The sequence below is a fragment of the Chitiniphilus purpureus genome (genome assembly GCF_025642115.1).
Lineage (GTDB): Bacteria > Pseudomonadota > Gammaproteobacteria > Burkholderiales > Chitinibacteraceae > Chitiniphilus > Chitiniphilus purpureus.
In genome coordinates, this window is sequence record NZ_CP106753.1 from 3,464,292 (window position 1) to 3,481,437 (window position 17,146).

Here is a 17,146-nt window from a genome sequence, read left to right on the forward strand (position 1 = left end):
CTACCCCGGTCAGCCTCTTTTCTGCTTTCCAAGCAGATACATTTCTGAGCTGCGGTCACGGGAGGCCTTGGGCTTGCGGGTGGCGACCTGGGCAAAGGTGGCGCGCATCGCCGCCATGTATTCGTTGTAGCCATAACCCTGAAACACCTTGACCAGAAAATCGCCGCCGGGTTTCAGATGTGTCTGGGCAAACTCAAGGGCAAGCTCACACAGCAGCATGCTGCGCGCCTGGTCGGTCACGGCATTGCCACTGATATTGGGCGCCATGTCGCAAATCACAAGGTCCACCGAACGGCCTTCCAGCAGCGCGGTATAGCGGCCAAGCACCTCGTCTTCGCGAAAGTCCCCCTGGATGAACAGCACATCCGGGATCGGCGGCATTTCAAGCACATCGAGCGCGAACACCCGCCCTTGTGGCCCGACCAGGCGGGCCGCCACCTGCGACCAGCTGCCTGGCGCCGCCCCCAGATCGGCCACCCACATGCCTGGCCGGATCAACCTGTCCTTCTCGTTGATCTCCAGGAGCTTGTACGCGGCGCGGGCACGGTAGCCCTCCTTTTGCGCCAGATGCACATAGTGATCGTTCACATGCTCATGCAACCATGCGTTGCTCGATTTACTGCGCGCCATGCGCCCTGCTCCTTGGCGATTACGGACAAGCCGGGCCCGTATCACGCGGCTTGTCGCCGGAATGGGCCGGGTTGGATGAATTCAAGTAAAATCCGGGGTTTTGGAAAAAAGCACGCTTTATGAAAATCGAACTGTCGCCAGCCGAGCGGCAATACCTGCGCGGCCTTGCCCACGGACTCAATCCGGTGGTCATGATAGGGAACAACGGGCTTACCGACGCGGTGATCCGCGAGATCGCGGTCAACCTGGACGCCCATGAACTGATCAAGATCCGGGTATTGGGCGATGATCGTGCACTGCGGGAGGAATACCTCGGCCGGATCTGCGATGAGCTCGATGCCGCACCGGTCCAGCAGTTGGGCAAGCTGCTGATCGTCTATCGTCCGTCCAGCACCGACAAGCCCCGGATCGTGTTGCCCAAGGGCAAGCACAAACCCGCTTGACCGCACCCAGGCGGGCCGGCAGACCGGCGGGCCCGCCCCATCCATCGCGCCATCAGCGCGCATCCCGCCAGACGTAGAACGCACCGAAGAGCGCCTGCACCAGATAGATCAGCGATGAGATGGTGTGCCATTGCTCCAGCCCGCCCCCGAATACGCCAGTGGCGGCCTGCGACAGGCCCGGCTTGATGCCGGCGATGATCGGAAACACCGCGAACTGATTGATCAGCGTGCAGACCAGCATGCCGATCACCAGCCACAGCTTGGCCTCCTTGAACGCGCGCAGGCCCTCGGCCCACAGCCAGTAGACCAGCAGGTAGGCGCCGGCGACGATGCCGAGCCAGCCGATGCCCCGGAAGATCTGACCGGCCACGTTGCCGGCAAGGCGCGCATCGAGCGATTTGAACAGGATAGGCGCCACCAGCACGCCGACGATCCATAAACCGCCGATCCACAGGACGGTGAGCAACGATTTCAAGCCGTTAGCCATGTGACCCCAACCGGCAGGCCCAGGGCAGGCCCGCCCTCCTTCTTCAGATGTATCGCACGTCCAGCACTTCGTACTCGCGGATGCCCCCCGGGGCCACCACTTCGGCGATATCCCCGGCGTACTTGCCGATCAAGGCACGCGCAATCGGGCTGGATACCGAGATCTTGCCATCCTTGAGATCGGCTTCGTCGTCACCGACGATCTGGTAGGTCACCGCGTTGCCGGCTTCGAGATCCTCGAGGTCCACCGTCGCCCCGAACACCACGCGCCCTTCGGCGGTGTGCTGCAGATCCTTGGGATCGATGACCTGGGCGTTGGAGAGCTTGGCCTCCAGTTCCGCGATGCGCCCCTCGACGAAACCCTGCCTTTCCTTGGCGGCGTCGTATTCGGCGTTCTCCGACAGATCGCCATGCGAGCGCGCCTCGGCGATCGCCGCGATCACGGCCGGGCGATCGACGCTCTTGAGGCGCTGCAATTCAACCTTGAGCTTTTCCGCACCGATCACGGTCAACGGAATCTTGATCATGTTCACTCCAGTCAAGGACACGCTTTTGCGCCCCTGCAAAATCAAAGGGCCAAGACGGGGCTTGGCCGAACGGTAGGCCCGATTGCGGGCTTGGACAAAAGGACAGCCGCCGTCTCTTCAGACGGCGGCTGCATTGGGGTTTACGTTATCAGGCTTTGAGCGAGCGGTGCAAGCCCTGCACGTCGTAAACCCGCATCTCGCCAAGGTTGCCAAGGCCGACGCAAGCGGCCCGCGCGCCGGCGATGGTGGTGTAGAGCGGCAACTTGGCCTTGAGCGCCTCGTGGCGGATCGAGTAGCTGTCCTGGATGGCCTGCCTGCGCTCATCGACGGTGTTGACGATCATCGCGATCTCGCCGTTGACGATCATGTCGACGATATGTGGACGCCCCTCGGTCACCTTGTTGACCGGCGTGACGTCGATCCCCGCCGCGCTGAAGGCGGTGGCCGTGCCCTTGGTGGCGATCACCTTGAAGCCCAGCGCGGTCAGCATCCGCGCGCACTCCACTGCCGTCGCCTTGTCGGCGTCCCGTACCGAGATGAAGACATTGCCCGAGGCCGGCAACACCACGCCGGCGGCGAGCTGGCTCTTGACGAAGGCTTCGGCGAACGTGGTGCCGACGCCCATCACTTCGCCGGTCGACTTCATCTCCGGCCCGAGGATGGTGTCGACCCCGGGGAACTTCACGAACGGGAAGACGGCTTCCTTGACCGAGTAGTACGGCGGGATCACTTCGGCGGCGACGCCCTGGCTGACCAAGCTCTGGCCGGCCATGCAGCGCGCAGCGATCTTGGCCAGCGACATGCCGGTGGCCTTGGATACATACGGCACGGTGCGCGAAGCGCGGGGATTCACCTCCAGCACATAGACCACCGCTTCGTCGCCCTGGCCCTGGATGGCGAACTGCACATTCATCAGCCCCACCACCTTGAGCGCCTTGGCCATCGCCACCGTCTGCCGGCGCAGTTCGTCCTGCAGCGGCTGCGACAGCGAGTACGGCGGCAGCGAGCAGGCGGAATCGCCCGAGTGCACGCCGGCCTGCTCGATGTGCTCCATGATGCCGCCGATCAGCACGTCGCTGCCATCGCTGATCGCATCCACGTCCACTTCGATGGCGTCGTTGAGGAAGCGGTCGAGCAGCACCGGGCTGTCGTTCGACACCTTGACCGCCTCGCGCATGTAACGGGTCAGATCATCCTCGCTGTGCACGATCTGCATCGCCCGTCCGCCCAGCACGTAGGAGGGGCGCACCACCAGCGGATAGCCGATGCGCGCGGCCAGCACCAGCGCATCCTTCTCATTGCGCGCCGTGGCGTTGGGCGGCTGCCGCAGACCCAGCTCCTGCAGCAGTTTCTGGAAGCGCTCGCGGTCCTCGGCGGCATCGATCATGTCCGGGCTGGTGCCGATGATGGGCACGCCGTTGGCCTCCAGCGCGCGTGCCAGCTTCAGCGGCGTCTGGCCGCCGTATTGCACGATCACGCCGAACGGCTTCTCGACCTCAACGATCTCGAGCACGTCTTCCAGCGTCAGCGGCTCGAAGTACAGGCGGTCGGAGGTGTCATAGTCGGTCGATACGGTTTCCGGGTTGCAATTGACCATGATGGTCTCGTACCCGTCCTCGCGCAGTGCCAGTGCGGCGTGCACGCAGCAGTAGTCGAATTCGATGCCCTGGCCGATACGGTTGGGGCCACCGCCCAGCACCATCACCTTCTTGTTGCTGCTGGGATTCGATTCGCACTCTTCCTCGTAGGTCGAGTACATGTAGGCGGTATTGGTGGCGAACTCGGCCGCGCAGGTGTCGACACGCTTGTACACCGGGCGCACACCGACCGCGTGCCGCGCCTTGCGCACCGCGTTCTGGTCGACACCCAGCAGCATGCCCAGGCGCCGGTCGGAAAAGCCCTTGCGCTTGAGGCGCCACAACTCGTCACGCGACAGGCTGTCGAGTGCACGGCCGCGCAGGCCGTTCTCGATCAGCACGAGGTCCTCGATCTGGGCCAGGAACCACGGATCGATCTTGGACAGGTTGTGCACCTCGTCGAGCGACAGACCGATCCGGAACGCATCGGCCACATACCACAGCCGGTTCGGGCCGGGCGCAGCCAGCTCCGACTCGATGGCCTGCCGGTCGGTGGTGACCTCGTCGAACCCGGACATGCCGGTTTCCAGGCCGCGCAGCGCCTTCTGCAGCGACTCCTGCTGCGTACGGCCGATCGCCATCACCTCGCCCACCGACTTCATCTGCGTGGTGAGCCTGTCGTTGGCCTGCGGGAATTTCTCGAAGGCGAAACGGGGCACCTTGGTGACCACGTAGTCGATCGACGGCTCGAACGAGGCTGGGGTCTTGCCACCGGTGATCTCGTTCTTGAGTTCGTCAAGCGTATAGCCGACAGCCAGCTTGGCCGCCACCTTGGCGATCGGGAAGCCCGTGGCCTTGGAGGCGAGCGCCGACGAGCGCGACACACGCGGGTTCATCTCGATCACGATCATGCGGCCGTCGGCCGGGTTGATTGAGAACTGCACATTGGAGCCACCGGTGTCGACACCGATCTCGCGCAGCACCGCCAGGCTGGCGTTGCGCATGATCTGGTATTCCTTGTCGGTGAGCGTCTGCGCCGGCGCCACGGTGATCGAATCACCGGTGTGCACGCCCATCGGATCGAGGTTCTCGATCGAGCAGACGATGATGCAGTTGTCGGCGCGGTCGCGCACGACCTCCATCTCGTATTCCTTCCAGCCGAGCAGCGACTCCTCGATCAAGAGCTCCTTGGTCGGTGAAAGGTCGAGACCGCGGGTACAGATCTCGATGAATTCCTGGATGTTGTAGGCGATGCCGCCACCCGAGCCACCCATGGTGAACGACGGGCGGATGATGGCCGGGAAACCAAGGTTGGCCTGCGCCGCCAACGCCTCTTCCAGCGAATGGGCGATGGCAGAACGGGCGGAGCCCAGGCCGATCTTGTCCATCGCCGCCTTGAACTTCTGCCGGTCCTCGGCCTTGTCGATCGCTTCGGGCGTGGCGCCGATCAGCTCGACCTTGTACTTGTCGAGCACGCCGTTGCGCCACAGGTCGAGCGCGCAATTGAGCGCAGTCTGGCCGCCCATGGTCGGCAGGATCGCATCTGGGCGTTCCTTGTCGATGATCTTCTCGACCACCTGCCAGGTAATGGGCTCGATGTAGGTGACATCGGCCATGTTGGGGTCGGTCATGATGGTGGCCGGATTGCTGTTGACCAGCACCACCTTGTAGCCCTCCTCGCGCAACGCCTTGCACGCTTGTGCGCCGGAGTAGTCGAATTCGCACGCCTGGCCGATGACGATGGGGCCGGCGCCGATGATGAGGATGGTCTTGATGTCGTTACGTTTGGGCATGGTGTTTCCGTGAAAAGTGAAACGTGAAATGTGAAAGGTTGGCGGTCAGGCACGGCAAAGCCGCGCGCATCTCACAAGGCGCAGCGCGCCATCACGTTTCACGTTTCACTTGCTCCATGGAAGCGATGAATCGGTCGAACAAGTACGCCACGTCATGCGGCCCCGGGCTTGCCTCCGGGTGGCCCTGGAAGCTGAACGCCGGCGCATCGGTCAGGGCGATGCCCTGCACCGTGCCGTCGAACAGCGAGCGGTGCGTGACACGCACATTGGCCGGCAGGCTGGTTTCGTCCACCTGGAAACCGTGGTTCTGCGAGGTGATCATCACGCGGCCGCTATCCAGATCCTGCACCGGATGATTGGCACCGTGATGGCCGAACTTCATCTTGCTGGTGATCCCGCCGGCAGCGAGGCCGAGAATCTGATGCCCCAGGCAGATGCCGAAGGTGGGGATGCGCTTGGCGATGAACTCGCGCGTGGCGGCGATCGCGTAGTCGCACGGCTCCGGATCGCCCGGGCCATTGGAGAGGAACACACCGTCCGGATCCAGCGCGAGCACCTCATCGGCCGGGGTCTGCGCCGGCACCACGGTCAGCTTGCAGCCGCGCTCGGCCAACATGCGCAGGATGTTGTGCTTGACGCCGAAGTCGTAGGCCACCACATGGTGCTTGGGGTCGCTCTGCACCGTGTAGCCCACCCCCAGCTTCCACTCGGCGGTCTGCCACGGATACGGCTCCCTGGCCGCCACCACCTGCGCCAGATCCTGGCCGGCCATCGAGCCGAACGATCTGGCCTTCTCCACCGCGGCGGCCGCATCGATGCCTTGGCCGCTGACGATGCAGCCGGGTTGGGCGCCCTTTTCGCGCAGGATGCGGGTGAGCTTGCGGGTATCGATATCCGCAATGGCGACGGTGCCATTGGCTTTGAGATAGTCCGAAAGACTGAGCGTGGCGCGGAAGTTGGAATGGCGCAGCGGCAGATCGCGGATGATCAGGCCGGCCGCAAACACGGTGCGGCTTTCCGCGTCTTCGGCATTCACACCGTAATTGCCGATATGCGGGTAGGTCAGCGTGACGATCTGACGGTTGTAGGAAGGATCGGTCAGGATTTCCTGATACCCGGTGATCGAGGTGTTGAAGACCACTTCACCGATGGTTTCACCGTCGGCGCCAATGGAAGTACCGTAGAACAGGGTGCCGTCGGCTAGCGCGAGCAGGGCAGGTTGAGACACTGGCGGCTCCTGGGCATTGCGCCCGAATGATGCGAATTTCCGGAAGGTACACGTAGAAAAACGGGACTGGTGTGCCCGGTCCCGTTTTTGCTGTGCAAAATTGCCGGGATGTTACCGCAAAATGCCTTTTCTTTCAACGCCGAGGGGTGCCGGCGCCGCCGCCACAGCCCGCCTCAGCCCAGCAATTTCTCGATCCGTTCGTGCAGCTGCTCCGGCTTGGTGGTCGGTGCGAAACGCTCGACGACCTTGCCCGAGCGGTCGACGAGGAACTTGGTGAAGTTCCATTTGATGCCTTCGGTGCCCAGCACGCCCGGCTCGGATTTCTTCAGAAAGCGATACAGCGGATGCGCGTGCTCGCCATTGACCTCGACCTTGGCAAACAGCGGGAAGTCCACCTGGTAGCTGGTGCTGCAGAATGATTTGATCTGTGCTTCGTCATCGGGCTCCTGGGCGCCGAACTGGTTGCATGGAAAACCCAGCACCGCAAAGCCGCGCTCGCAGTAACGCCGGTAGAGCGCCTCCAGGCCTTCGTATTGCGGCGTGAAGCCGCATTTGCTCGCCACATTAACGATCAGCAGCACCTGTCCCCGAAAGCGCGACAGCGGTACCGCCTGCCCATCGATGTCCTGCGCCTGGAAGTCGTACACCGTATCCATGCCCTGCTCCTTGTGATCGGGTCGAAACCATGCGGGGCTTTGGAGGATAATCACCCCAGACCATCGCCTGCGGCCGACCCATGCTGTTCAATCCATCGCGCGACCAAGCGCGCCGCTTTTTCATCGAATCCTGGCGCAAGCATCACGCCCAGGTGCCGCTCACCGATCTGGAAAAGATCACGGTGGGCGTGCTGTTGCGCCACCCGGAATACCACCCCTATCTGCATCCGGACTACCTGGACCGCGACTGGCCACCCGAGCTGGGCCAGACCAATCCGTTCCTGCACCTGTCGATGCATCTGGCGATCGAAGAGCAGCTTTCGATCGACCAGCCGCCCGGCGTGCGCGACCTGTACAGCGGGCTGTGCCGCAAATTCGGCGACGAGCACGCGGCCTTGCATGCGATGAGCGAAGGCCTGGCCGAGATGATCTGGCAGGCGCAGCGCCATGGTACGCCTCCTGACCCCAACCATTACCTGGATGTTTTGCGGGCTTTGCTGAATCGGCCGACATCCGGCGAGCAGCCACCCCGGTAGACGCCGCCGCGATACGGCTCAGCGCTGGTTGCGCTGCGGTGGGCCGAGGCGCTCGCTGTCGCGCTGCAACTCCTGCAGACGCGCCTCGATGCCCGACAGCACATAGAAGTCGTCGCCCGGCTGGCGTTGCGCGATCTGCAGCTGTTCGATGGCCGCCTGGTATTCGCGCAACCGGATGTAGTACTCCGCTTGCGCGGCATGGTAGCGCTGCCCCTGCCCCAGCATCTGGTAACTGCGTGCCTCGCGCTGGTACAAGGCCGGGTCGGAGGGATAGAGCGCCTGCGCCTCATGGCTCAGCGCCAGTGCCTGCCGGGCCTGCCCGGCCGCCAGCAGTGCGTCGATCCGGCCGTAGACAAGGCTGCGGCTGCCCGGGAAGCGCCCGGCGGCGGCGGCCAGCTGCGTGGCGGCCTCGGTTGCGCGCCCCTGGGCGATCAGCAGCTGGCCGCGTAGATACGCCAGGGTGGGATGGGCCGCGCCGTAGGCTGCCTGTGCCTGATCCAGGCTGGTGGCCGCGCCGCTGAAATCGCGATGGCGCAACTGCGCCAGCGCATAGCCGTACAGATGGGCGGCACGATTGCCGAAGCGCCCGTCGGCGAGGGCCTTGGCATACTCGGCCTGCAGCCGCTTGGCATCCCCCTGCAGCACGCGGGCCTTCTCGCGCATGAACAGAAAATCGATCGAATCGGGCACCTGCCGGTAGGGCAGGTCGCGCAGGCGGGCCTGGGCATCGGCAATGCGCTTGTAGGTGACCGGGTGGGTGCGCAGGAACTCGGGCGCGTTGTTGTCGACCAGCCGGTTATGCTTTTGCAGGCGCTCGAAAAACGCCGGCATCGCGGCGGGGTCGAAGCCGGCCCGCCCCAGCATCTGCATGCCGACCCGGTCGGCCTCCTGCTCGAACGCATAGGTGAAATCCAGCTGCCGCTGCACCGCCAGCGCCGGTGCCGAGATCGCCGCGGCACTCGCCACGTCGCCCTGCCCGGCGTGTGCGGCGAGGATCGCTAGACCCAGCGCCGCCAGCGTCATCCACGGCGTGATGCGCTGGCTTTCGATCAGCCGGGCGATGTGCTGCTGCGAGACGTGGGCAATTTCGTGGGCCAGCACGCTGGCCAGCTCCGATTCATGCTGTGCCGCCACCATCAGGCCACTGTGGATGGCGATCAGTCCGCCGGGCACGGCGAAGGCATTGACCGAAGGGTCCAGGATGGGCAGAAAGGTGAACGAGCCACGCAGATCGTCGCCGGCATCGGTCAGGCGGCCGCCCAACGCGCTCACATAGGCCATCAGTTCCGGATCGTCGAGTACCACGCCCCGGCGCCGCAATTCGCGCATCACCGAGGCAGCGATCTGACTCTCCTCGTTGGTCGACAACGATTCGCGCGACGAATCGCCCAGATCGGGCAACGGGCTCTCGAAGGCCTGAGCAGGCAGCGCGAACGACCAGGCCAGCACCACCGCCAGGCATCGCCGACGCAGACCGCACCTGCCTCCCCCTGCTGCTCGCCCCATCGCCTATCCCCACCATGCCCGCAACGATGCGGCCAGAACCAGATAACGGGCGAACTTGCCCAGCACCAGCCATGGCAACACCTGCCGCCACGGCCAACGCAGCCAGCCTGCGGCCAGGCATAGCGCATCGCCCAACAACGGCACCCACGACAGCAGCAGCGCGGGGGCGCCGCGCCGCGCAAGCCAATCGGTACGTTTCGGCACCTGCCCTTGCGGCAGGCGCCGGCCCAGCCACACCGTGACCACGCCACCGAGGCTGTTGCCGATGGTGGCAATGGCAAGCGGCAGCCAGAAGGCCTGCGGGTACCGGAGCAGATAGGCAGTCAGCGCCGCTTCCGAGTTCCCGGGCAGCACGGTGGCGGACAGGAAAGCCGAGGCACCAAGGCCCGCCAGCCAGCCCCACGCGCCACTATTGGCGGCCAGGCTCTCGATCAGAGCGTGAAATCCTCACCGGCATGCAGGCGGATCGCGGCAGCAAGATCCGCGAAGAACTCGCCCTCCCCGCGCGTGTTGCGCCAGGCGCCGGCCTGCTGCCGGTAGTGATAGCCACCGCTGCGTGCCGCGATCCAGAGCTCCTGGTTGGCGGCATGACGATTGACCACAATCTTGCTGTCATCCTCGAACTGCAGTTCGAGCACATTGCCGGACAGCAGCGGATCGACGTCCAGCCCGGCATGTTCCAGGGCCATCTCGATGCGGGCGAACACGGCGTCGGTCGCGGTCAGGAACTCGGATTCGGTCATGGCGTAGGCAGTGCAAACGGGCGTGATAACATCCCGATTTTGCCACCAAAGCCCCGCGGATGCGCGCATTTCTCCTTTTGATCCTGACCCTGGGCCTGGCCGGATGCGGCTTCAAGGGACCGTTGTACCTGCCCGAAGCGCAGCCTGCCCCAGCCACGCCCGCCGCGGCGGCACCGGCCACCGCTTCCGAGCCGGCAGGCGCTGGCAACAGCTAGGCGTCGCGCGCCGCCCCGGTCCGGGAGCGTGCGCTGCCGCTCACTGGCGCTCGCGCTGCCGCTTGCGGTAATCCCAGGGCGGCTGGGGCCGTGTCGCCTGCCACAAGCCGCGCTGGTCATCACTGGCCAGGCGCTGTGCCGTGGCATAGCGGGCGAAGTCGGTCTTGTCCTGCCGGCGCTTGGCATAGCGCGGGTAGTGCCAGGCGTAGCCGGCCTCGACCAGCGCCAGATTCACGTCCTCGCCATCACGCTCGATCCGCGCCACGATGCGGCCATAGCGATCCACCTCGACCACCTCGGCATGCACGCGCCGGCCGTAGACGCGCGTGGAAAGCTGCCACTTGGCCGCCTTGCCGTAGGCCTGGGCCTTCTCCGGCGCGTCGATGAACGCCAGGCGGACCGCATGCTCACGCAGACCATCGTCGAGCAGGGTCAGCGTGTCGCCATCAGCGATGCGGATCACCCGGCCATCCAGCGTCTCGCCCCGTCCCAGCCGGTCCGGCCCGTCGGACAGACAGCCGCACAAGGCCGCGATCGCGAGCACCGCAAGCGCCGCGCCCCTCATCGTTTGCGCCACGCGCGCCAGAGCAGGCGCGGCCAGTCGCGGCCGGTCAACACCGGACGGTGCCGGAACATGTCATAGCCGCTTTGCTGCAGCTTGGTCAGGATGGCATCGCCCCCCAGCACGGTCAGCCGCAGCTCCAGTCCGATCCTGCCGGGCAGTTGCAGCGCCAGTGGTGCCCCGGCCTGCAACATGCGCCGCGTGCGGTCCACCTGGAACGCCATCAGCCGGCGCCAATTGGCATCGACTTCGCCCTGCCCGATCTGCGCCTCGCTGACGTTGAAGCGTGCCAGCTCGTCCAGCGGCAGGTAGACCCGGTCCTTGCGCCAGTCCAGCGCCACGTCCTGCCAGAAATTGATGAGCTGCAGCGCGGTGCAGATCCCGTCTGAGAGCGCAAGCAGCCGAGGCTCCGCCTTGCCGAAGAGATGCAGCAGGATGCGCCCGACGGGGTTGGCCGAGCGGCGGCAGTACTGCATCAGCTCGCCGAAATCGGCATAGCGCTGCTTGGTCACATCCTGTTCGAACGCGCTGAGCAGATCGTGGCACAGCGACACCGGCACCGCATGGTTGCGCAGCGCGACCGCCAATGCCTGATAGCGCGGCGTCAGCGCAGCCTCACCGCGCTCTATCCTTTCGAGCTCGGCATGACAGTCTGCCAACGCGTCCAGACGTGCCTGCGGTGCAAGATCGCCCTCGTCCGCCAGATCGTCCGCATGCCGGGCGAAGTGATAGACGGCGGCCACGGCAGTGCGATAACGCCGTGGCAGCAGAATCGAGGCAACCGGGAAGTTTTCGTAGTGGGCAACCGAAGCCTGGGCACTTATACCCGGCATGAGCTGAACCCAATCTGACGGACGGTATTATGCATTTGAAATAATTTACTTCTAAAGTCAGCAAGTGCGCATGAGCGCACTTGACTCAGGAGAAGAGCAATGAAGCAATTGATCATGGTGCTGCTCGGCAGCATGCTGCTGGCAGCTTCCGCCCTGGCGGCGGTCGATATTAACACCGCCACCGCGGATCAACTGGAGGCACTGCCTGGGATCGGCGCGACCAAGGCCAAGGCCATCGTTGACTACCGCGCCAAGAACGGTCCGTTCAAAAGCACCGACGAGCTGACCCGCGTGCCGGGGATCAAACAGGGCACCTATGCGAAGATCAAGGGGGAATTGAGCGTCGGCCGGGCCGCGACCCCCGCCAAAGCCACTACCGCCAAGAAGTAGCACCATGGCGCGGCGCAGCCGGCAACGCGGCGCCGCGCCCCGCCTGCAACGCCTGTGCGAAATCCAAGCAGTGCGACAGCTTTGAACAGGCAATCACAGCGCGATCTCGTTGAGCGGCACATCCTTGAGCATCGCTGCCAATTCGACAGCCGAGCGCACCCGCAGCTTGGTATAGATCCGGGCCCGATGCACTTCCACAGTCTTGATGCTGATATCGAGCGCATCGGCAATCTGTTTGTTGAGCTTGCCCGCCAGCAGCTCGCGCAGCACTTCGCGCTCGCGTGGGGTCAATTCGGCAAGCCGGGCATTGATGGACTGCCTTGCCTCCCAGTCGCCACGCTGGGCCGCATCCTGCTGCAGCAGCGCTTCCATGCGCACCAGGAGCTGGCGGTGGTCGAAGGGCTTTTCGAGAAAATCCGCCGCCCCTTCCTTGACGGCGGCCACAGCCATCGGGACATCGCCATGCCCGGTCAGAAAGATCACCGGCGGCAGATAAGGCTGGCTTTTGAGCCGATCAAAGAGTTCCAGCCCGCTGATCCCCGTCATGCGCACGTCGATGATCAGGCAGCCGTACTCGGGTGGATGGGCACGGCCCAGGAAATCCTCGGCACTCTCGAAGGCCGCGCTGACCCAGTCCCGGGCCTCGAACAGCACGGTCAACGCATCGCGCACCGCCACGTCGTCATCGATGATGGCTATCGGTCTCATGATTCTTCGGCTCCTTCGGTGATCAGCACATTGGCGAGCGGCAGGCGGCAGATGAAACGGGTGCCGCCACCCGGGTTGGGCTCGGCGCGCAAATGCCCGCGATGCTGTTCCAGCACCGAGCGGCAGATATTGAGACCCACGCCCATGCCCTCCGGCTTGGTACTGAAAAACGGCTGGACGGGGCTGGCAGGTTGCGCAAGCCCAGGCCCGCGGTCGGCGATGATGATCTCAAGCGCCTCGGCATCGCACACCTGTGCTTCGATCCGGATCCGCCGCGTGTGTTCGGCAGGCATGTCGGACATGGCCTCCAGCCCGTTCTTCAACAGATTGAACAACACCTGTTCCAGCATCACCGCATCACCCGGAAACGACGGCAGAGCCTCAGGCAACGCGACGTCGATCGTGGCACGTGTCTGCCGCGTCAGCGGTTCGAGCAGTTGTAGCGGCACCGTCAGCAACTCCTCCAGCCGGCACAGCTCGGTACGCGGCGCACGCTTGGCGACAAAGTCGCGGATGCCGCGGATGATCTGCCCGGCACGGCGCGCCTGCCCACCGATCTTGACCATCACATCCAGTGCCCGCTCCACGCGCGGCACCGGCTGCGCCAGCAACTCCTCGCCTGCGGCTGCATAGCTGCCGATGGCGGCCAGCGGCTGATTGAGCTCGTGTGCAAGACTCGAAGCCAGCTCGCCCATGCTGACCAGCCGCGCCGTGTGCTGCAGTTTCTCGTTCTGCAGCCGGGTCACCTCGGCCGCGCGGCGCTGCTCGGTGATGTCCGAGGCGATGTCCAGCCAGACACGTCGGCCATCGACCCAATCGATGCTGCGGCGCTGCACGTGGTACCAGCGTCCCGAGCCCGGGTCCTGGCAATCCGCGCTGAGCGCCGGCGGCGGCAGGAGCGGTGCCAGGCAGCAGTCGGCCTCGGCGTGGAGCGCAAAGGTATCGGCGTGGTGACGATTGCGGTACAGCAACTGGCCGCTTTGCGCATCGGTCACCGACACCGCGGCTTCCAGGCCCTCCAGCACCGTCAGCAGCTGCGAGCGCGAGGCGGCGAGCGCTTCACGCTCACGCTTGATCTCGGTCACGTCATACAGCGAGGCCATCCAGCCCCGGCACTCGCCGCGCCCATCCACCAGCCGGCTGGAATAGAGGCGTACGTCGAAACGCTCACCGTCGCGGCGCATGAACCGCAGCGGAAAACCGTGGGGCGGGCTCTGGCCGTCCAGGATGGCGCGGTATGCAGCAGCGCACTCCTCCAGCGCCTCGGGTGCCCAATACGGCATCGGCGGCATCCGGCCAAGCAGTTCGCCGGCATGCCAGCCCACCATCCGGCAAAACGCCGGATTGACGTAGATGATGCGACCGGACAGATCCATGGCCCGCAATCCGGTCAGCAACGAATCCTCCATCGCTGCGCGAAAGCGCATCTCATCCTGCAGCGCGGCTTCGGCATGTTGCCGCTCCCCCATTCGTGCACGCAACAACACCAATCCCCACCAGAGCAGCGCCAGCAGTCCCATCACTGCCGCCAGCAGCCACACCTGACGGGACGAGCGCGGCAGCTCGCGTACGCCCGCCACCAGCCGCAATGCATGCCCCGGCGGCGACAGCTCGACCTCCTGGCGCACCAGCGACGGCACTGCGACCACCCCTTGCGGCGCAATTGCGTTGCCGCGGCTGTCGACCAGCACCAGGTCGTAGCGCTGCACCATCCACCATGGGATGCGTTGCTGCAGCAATTGGCGCAGCGAATAGGTGGCCAGCACCGCGCCGCTGTAGAGCGTGCCGCGGAAATAGGGCACCACGAGCACGATGAGGGGCTGATTGCGCGGGATGAGATTGGAATAGACCGCGTGACCAAGGGTGGCTGCGCCGTCGATCGCTTCAACCAGGCGCTCGTCTTCCAGCGGGATCAGCGCATTGGGCCGACCGCTATAGATCGGCAGACCGCCTTGCCGCAAGCCCCGCTGGTCGATGTATTCCACCGCCAGCAATTCGGGGTTGACCTTCATCAGCGCGTCGGCGCGGGCATTGAAGTCGTTTTCGGTGAGGGCCCGTGCCGCAAGGCCGTATGCCAGGTTCTCCAATACGTTCTGATTGGTCTGCAGATGCAACCGTATGCCCTGCTGCTGCCACAGCAGATCCTGCGCCAGCGTATTGGCCTGGATGGTATGGGTCTGCCGGTAGTCGTTCCAGGCATAGCCGATGAGCACCAGCAGCACCAGACCGATCGCGGCATGGGCCAGCAGCCAGGGCAGTCGGCCGTGCTCGGAGACATGGAAGGCGGGTAGACGCATGGGCCAAGCATAGCTGCTCGGCGCCGTCCGTGTAATGCGGTCCGGGGTGCTCTGCACCGGCGAGCCACCAAAGAAAACGCCGCCCGCAGGCGGCGTTGCGCACTCAAGTGAGGCTGGTCAGTCGCGGCTGCTGCCGGTGAACACCGACAGGATGTTGAGCAGGCTGACAAAGAGGTTGTAGATATCCAGGTACAGCGACAGCGTTGCGGTGATGTAGTTGGTCTCGCCGCCATTCACGATCTGGCTCACGTCGTACAGGATGTAGGCCGAGAACAGCAGCACACACACTGCCGAAATGGTCAGCGACAGTGCCGGCACCTGCAGGAAGATATTGGCGATCGCTGCAAGGAACACCACCACCAGACCGATGAACAGGAATTTGCCCATGAAGGAGAAATCCTTCTTGGTCACGGTGGCGATGGTCGCCAACGTGAAGAAGATCGCCCCGGTGCCCACGGCCGCCATGCCGATCAGCTCGCCGCCATTGGAGTAGGTCAGCACACGTTGCAGCATCTGCGACAGCCACAACCCCATGAAGCCGGTCCAGGCGAGCAGGATCACCACGCCGAGCGGGCTGTTCTTGGTTCTTTCAATGGCGAAGAACGCGCCGAAGCTGACGCCCAGGAACAGCAGCAGGCCCCACATCAGGCTCATCTGGAATTGCATTGCAATGCCGGCCATCGCGCCGATGGCGGTCGGGATCATGGTCAGCGAGAGCAGGTAGTAGGTGTTGCGCAGAACCCGATTGCGCTCGACGGCGAGCGACGCGCCGCCATATTGGGCGGTGTTGAGTTGCATGTTCTGGTCTCCGATAAGGAATGATGGGCGTGCTGCCCAACGCCACTATAGATGGCCGGCGCTGCACAAAGTTTCAAGCCTTGCGTCCGTTGCGGGCAGTCCACATGGCAAGGTCATGCGGCAGAGTGCCGGAAAAATCGCGTGCACGCCAGCGCGCGATGGCATTGCGTTCGATCAGTCTGGCACGGATGCCCTCGCGCAATTCGCCGCTGCGCAATACGTGCCAAGCCACCTGCGTCTCCAACTCGAACACGTCGTGGAATGGCAGCTCCCGCGCCTGCCGCTCCAGCTCCCAGATCAACCAGGCCGAAGTCGGCGAGCCCGCGTCAAAGCGCCGTGCGGCGGCCGCCAACACCGGGTGATCGAGGCCGGCACGCAGGCGCCCGGCCAACTCGCCGAGCGTGGGCGCATCACACAGGGCATGAATCCGGTCGGTCAGCGGCTGCCAGACCGGGTCCGGCAACGGACACAGCGCCTTTGCCGCCCACCTGCTGAGCGCCTCCCGCAACATGGATGCATCATCCTGCGCATGCCCGGTCCAGCGCAGGGCCGCCAGCCAACGATGCAGGTCGGCCCTTGCGGCATCGGGCAAGGCCACATCGGCAGCACCTGCCCACAGGGCATCGGCGGCGTTCAGCTCACTGGCGGTCAGCGCCAGCCAGCGCCCCAACAGCCCGGGCAGCGCGTGCAGCCAACGGCTCGCTCCGACATCCGGAAACAGGCCGATGGCGATTTCCGGCATCGCCAGCCGGCTCGACTCGGTGACGATGCGATGGTGCGCACCGGCGAACAGGCCCCAACCACCGCCCATCACGGTCCCATGACCCCATGCCAGCACCGGCTTCGGATAGCCGTGCAGATCCCGGCACAGCGCGTATTCCTGGGCAAAGAACGCATCACCGTCGGCCAGCGTCTCCGGCGACGACATCGCCTCGTACAGCGCCTTGAGATCACCGCCGGCGCACAGGCCGCGCGGGCCCTCGCCAAGGATCAGCACCGCGGCCACATCGTCCCGCTCGCGCCACGCAGCCAGCGCACGGTCCATGGCGTGGACCATGGCCAGCGTCTGCGCATTCAGCCGTGCGGGGGCATCAAGGCGCAGCACCCCGATATGGTGCTTGCTGGAGGCAGGCAGCAGTTCGCAATGGATCATGGCGCGCTCGGACGACGTCGATGCACCCAACCTAGCGCGCCTGCGCCGGGTCGCGCATCGGGATT

General features: G+C 64.8%; 19 protein-coding genes. 4 read left to right on the forward strand and 15 right to left on the reverse strand.

The window, feature by feature from the left end:
* Nucleotides 1-9 precede the first annotated feature (9 nt).
* Complete coding sequence (locus N8I74_RS16075) at nt 10-630, reverse strand: RlmE family RNA methyltransferase (RefSeq protein WP_263124136.1); 621 nt, start codon at nt 628-630, stop codon at nt 10-12.
* Between the two features lie 119 nt (nt 631-749).
* Here N8I74_RS16075 and N8I74_RS16080 point away from each other — a divergent pair, with 119 nt between their 5' ends.
* On the forward strand, nt 750-1,073 hold the full coding sequence (locus tag N8I74_RS16080) for a YhbY family RNA-binding protein (RefSeq protein ID WP_263124137.1): 324 nt from the start codon (nt 750-752) through the stop codon (nt 1,071-1,073).
* A gap of 52 nt (nt 1,074-1,125) precedes the next feature.
* Here N8I74_RS16080 and N8I74_RS16085 read toward each other — a convergent pair whose 3' ends face one another.
* The 5 genes from N8I74_RS16085 to N8I74_RS16105 form a co-directional block, all read right to left on the reverse strand.
* Nucleotides 1,126-1,560: a DUF4149 domain-containing protein gene (locus tag N8I74_RS16085; protein ID WP_263124139.1), complete on the reverse strand. Its 435-nt coding sequence runs from the start codon at nt 1,558-1,560 to the stop codon at nt 1,126-1,128.
* Between the two features lie 43 nt (nt 1,561-1,603).
* Nucleotides 1,604-2,086, reverse strand: coding sequence for a transcription elongation factor GreA (gene greA / locus N8I74_RS16090; RefSeq protein WP_263124141.1), 483 nt, complete (start codon nt 2,084-2,086; stop codon nt 1,604-1,606).
* A gap of 148 nt (nt 2,087-2,234) precedes the next feature.
* A complete protein-coding gene (carB, locus tag N8I74_RS16095; protein WP_263124142.1) occupies nt 2,235-5,456 on the reverse strand; it encodes a carbamoyl-phosphate synthase large subunit in 3,222 nt (1,073 codons plus the stop codon).
* 91 nt (nt 5,457-5,547) lie between these two features.
* On the reverse strand, nt 5,548-6,684 hold the full coding sequence (carA, locus tag N8I74_RS16100; RefSeq protein ID WP_263124144.1) for a glutamine-hydrolyzing carbamoyl-phosphate synthase small subunit: 1,137 nt from the start codon (nt 6,682-6,684) through the stop codon (nt 5,548-5,550).
* A 173-nt stretch (nt 6,685-6,857) separates the two neighbouring features.
* Nucleotides 6,858-7,340, reverse strand: a complete 483-nt coding sequence (locus N8I74_RS16105; protein ID WP_263124145.1) for a glutathione peroxidase — start codon at nt 7,338-7,340, stop codon at nt 6,858-6,860.
* Nucleotides 7,341-7,420: 80 nt separating this feature from the next.
* On the opposite strand from N8I74_RS16105, the gene N8I74_RS16110 reads away from it, so the two are divergent.
* Complete coding sequence (locus N8I74_RS16110; protein WP_263124146.1) at nt 7,421-7,876, forward strand: DUF1841 family protein; 456 nt, start codon at nt 7,421-7,423, stop codon at nt 7,874-7,876.
* An 18-nt stretch (nt 7,877-7,894) separates the two neighbouring features.
* Here the strand turns inward: N8I74_RS16110 and N8I74_RS16115 are convergent, their stop codons facing one another.
* From N8I74_RS16115 to cyaY, 3 genes are all read right to left on the reverse strand, one after another.
* Nucleotides 7,895-9,325, reverse strand: a complete 1,431-nt coding sequence (locus N8I74_RS16115) for a M48 family metalloprotease (RefSeq protein WP_263124147.1) — start codon at nt 9,323-9,325, stop codon at nt 7,895-7,897.
* A gap of 60 nt (nt 9,326-9,385) precedes the next feature.
* Complete coding sequence (locus tag N8I74_RS16120; protein WP_308445863.1) at nt 9,386-9,736, reverse strand: DedA family protein; 351 nt, start codon at nt 9,734-9,736, stop codon at nt 9,386-9,388.
* A 77-nt stretch (nt 9,737-9,813) separates the two neighbouring features.
* On the reverse strand, nt 9,814-10,125 hold the full coding sequence (gene cyaY / locus N8I74_RS16125; RefSeq protein ID WP_263124148.1) for an iron donor protein CyaY: 312 nt from the start codon (nt 10,123-10,125) through the stop codon (nt 9,814-9,816).
* A gap of 59 nt (nt 10,126-10,184) precedes the next feature.
* On the opposite strand from cyaY, the gene lptM reads away from it, so the two are divergent.
* Nucleotides 10,185-10,340 (forward strand): LPS translocon maturation chaperone LptM, encoded by a 156-nt coding sequence (lptM, locus tag N8I74_RS19500; RefSeq protein ID WP_408611826.1) that lies wholly within the window; start codon nt 10,185-10,187, stop codon nt 10,338-10,340.
* Nucleotides 10,341-10,380: 40 nt separating this feature from the next.
* Here the strand turns inward: lptM and N8I74_RS16130 are convergent, their stop codons facing one another.
* Entirely contained in the window at nt 10,381-10,905 is a 525-nt protein-coding gene (locus N8I74_RS16130) for a thermonuclease family protein (RefSeq protein ID WP_263124149.1), read from the reverse strand.
* The gene (gene hpnC / locus N8I74_RS16135) at nt 10,902-11,735 is read right to left on the reverse strand and encodes a squalene synthase HpnC (RefSeq protein ID WP_263124150.1); all 834 of its coding nucleotides are present in this window, start codon (nt 11,733-11,735) and stop codon (nt 10,902-10,904) included. Before hpnC ends, N8I74_RS16130 begins: the two co-directional genes overlap by 4 nt.
* Before the next feature lie 99 nt (nt 11,736-11,834).
* On the opposite strand from hpnC, the gene N8I74_RS16140 reads away from it, so the two are divergent.
* Nucleotides 11,835-12,125 (forward strand): ComEA family DNA-binding protein, encoded by a 291-nt coding sequence (locus N8I74_RS16140; RefSeq protein WP_263124151.1) that lies wholly within the window; start codon nt 11,835-11,837, stop codon nt 12,123-12,125.
* A gap of 93 nt (nt 12,126-12,218) precedes the next feature.
* Here N8I74_RS16140 and N8I74_RS16145 read toward each other — a convergent pair whose 3' ends face one another.
* From N8I74_RS16145 to N8I74_RS16160, 4 genes are all read right to left on the reverse strand, one after another.
* Nucleotides 12,219-12,833, reverse strand: a complete 615-nt coding sequence (locus tag N8I74_RS16145; RefSeq protein ID WP_263124152.1) for a response regulator transcription factor — start codon at nt 12,831-12,833, stop codon at nt 12,219-12,221.
* Nucleotides 12,830-15,130: a PAS domain-containing sensor histidine kinase gene (locus tag N8I74_RS16150; RefSeq protein ID WP_263124154.1), complete on the reverse strand. Its 2,301-nt coding sequence runs from the start codon at nt 15,128-15,130 to the stop codon at nt 12,830-12,832. Before N8I74_RS16150 ends, N8I74_RS16145 begins: the two co-directional genes overlap by 4 nt.
* A 117-nt stretch (nt 15,131-15,247) precedes the next feature.
* Nucleotides 15,248-15,928 (reverse strand): Bax inhibitor-1/YccA family protein, encoded by a 681-nt coding sequence (locus tag N8I74_RS16155; protein WP_263124155.1) that lies wholly within the window; start codon nt 15,926-15,928, stop codon nt 15,248-15,250.
* A gap of 73 nt (nt 15,929-16,001) precedes the next feature.
* Nucleotides 16,002-17,081 carry an enoyl-CoA hydratase/isomerase family protein gene (locus N8I74_RS16160; protein WP_263124157.1) on the reverse strand — a complete coding sequence of 360 codons (1,080 nt, stop codon included), beginning with the start codon at nt 17,079-17,081 and terminating at the stop codon, nt 16,002-16,004.
* Nucleotides 17,082-17,146 lie beyond the last annotated feature (65 nt).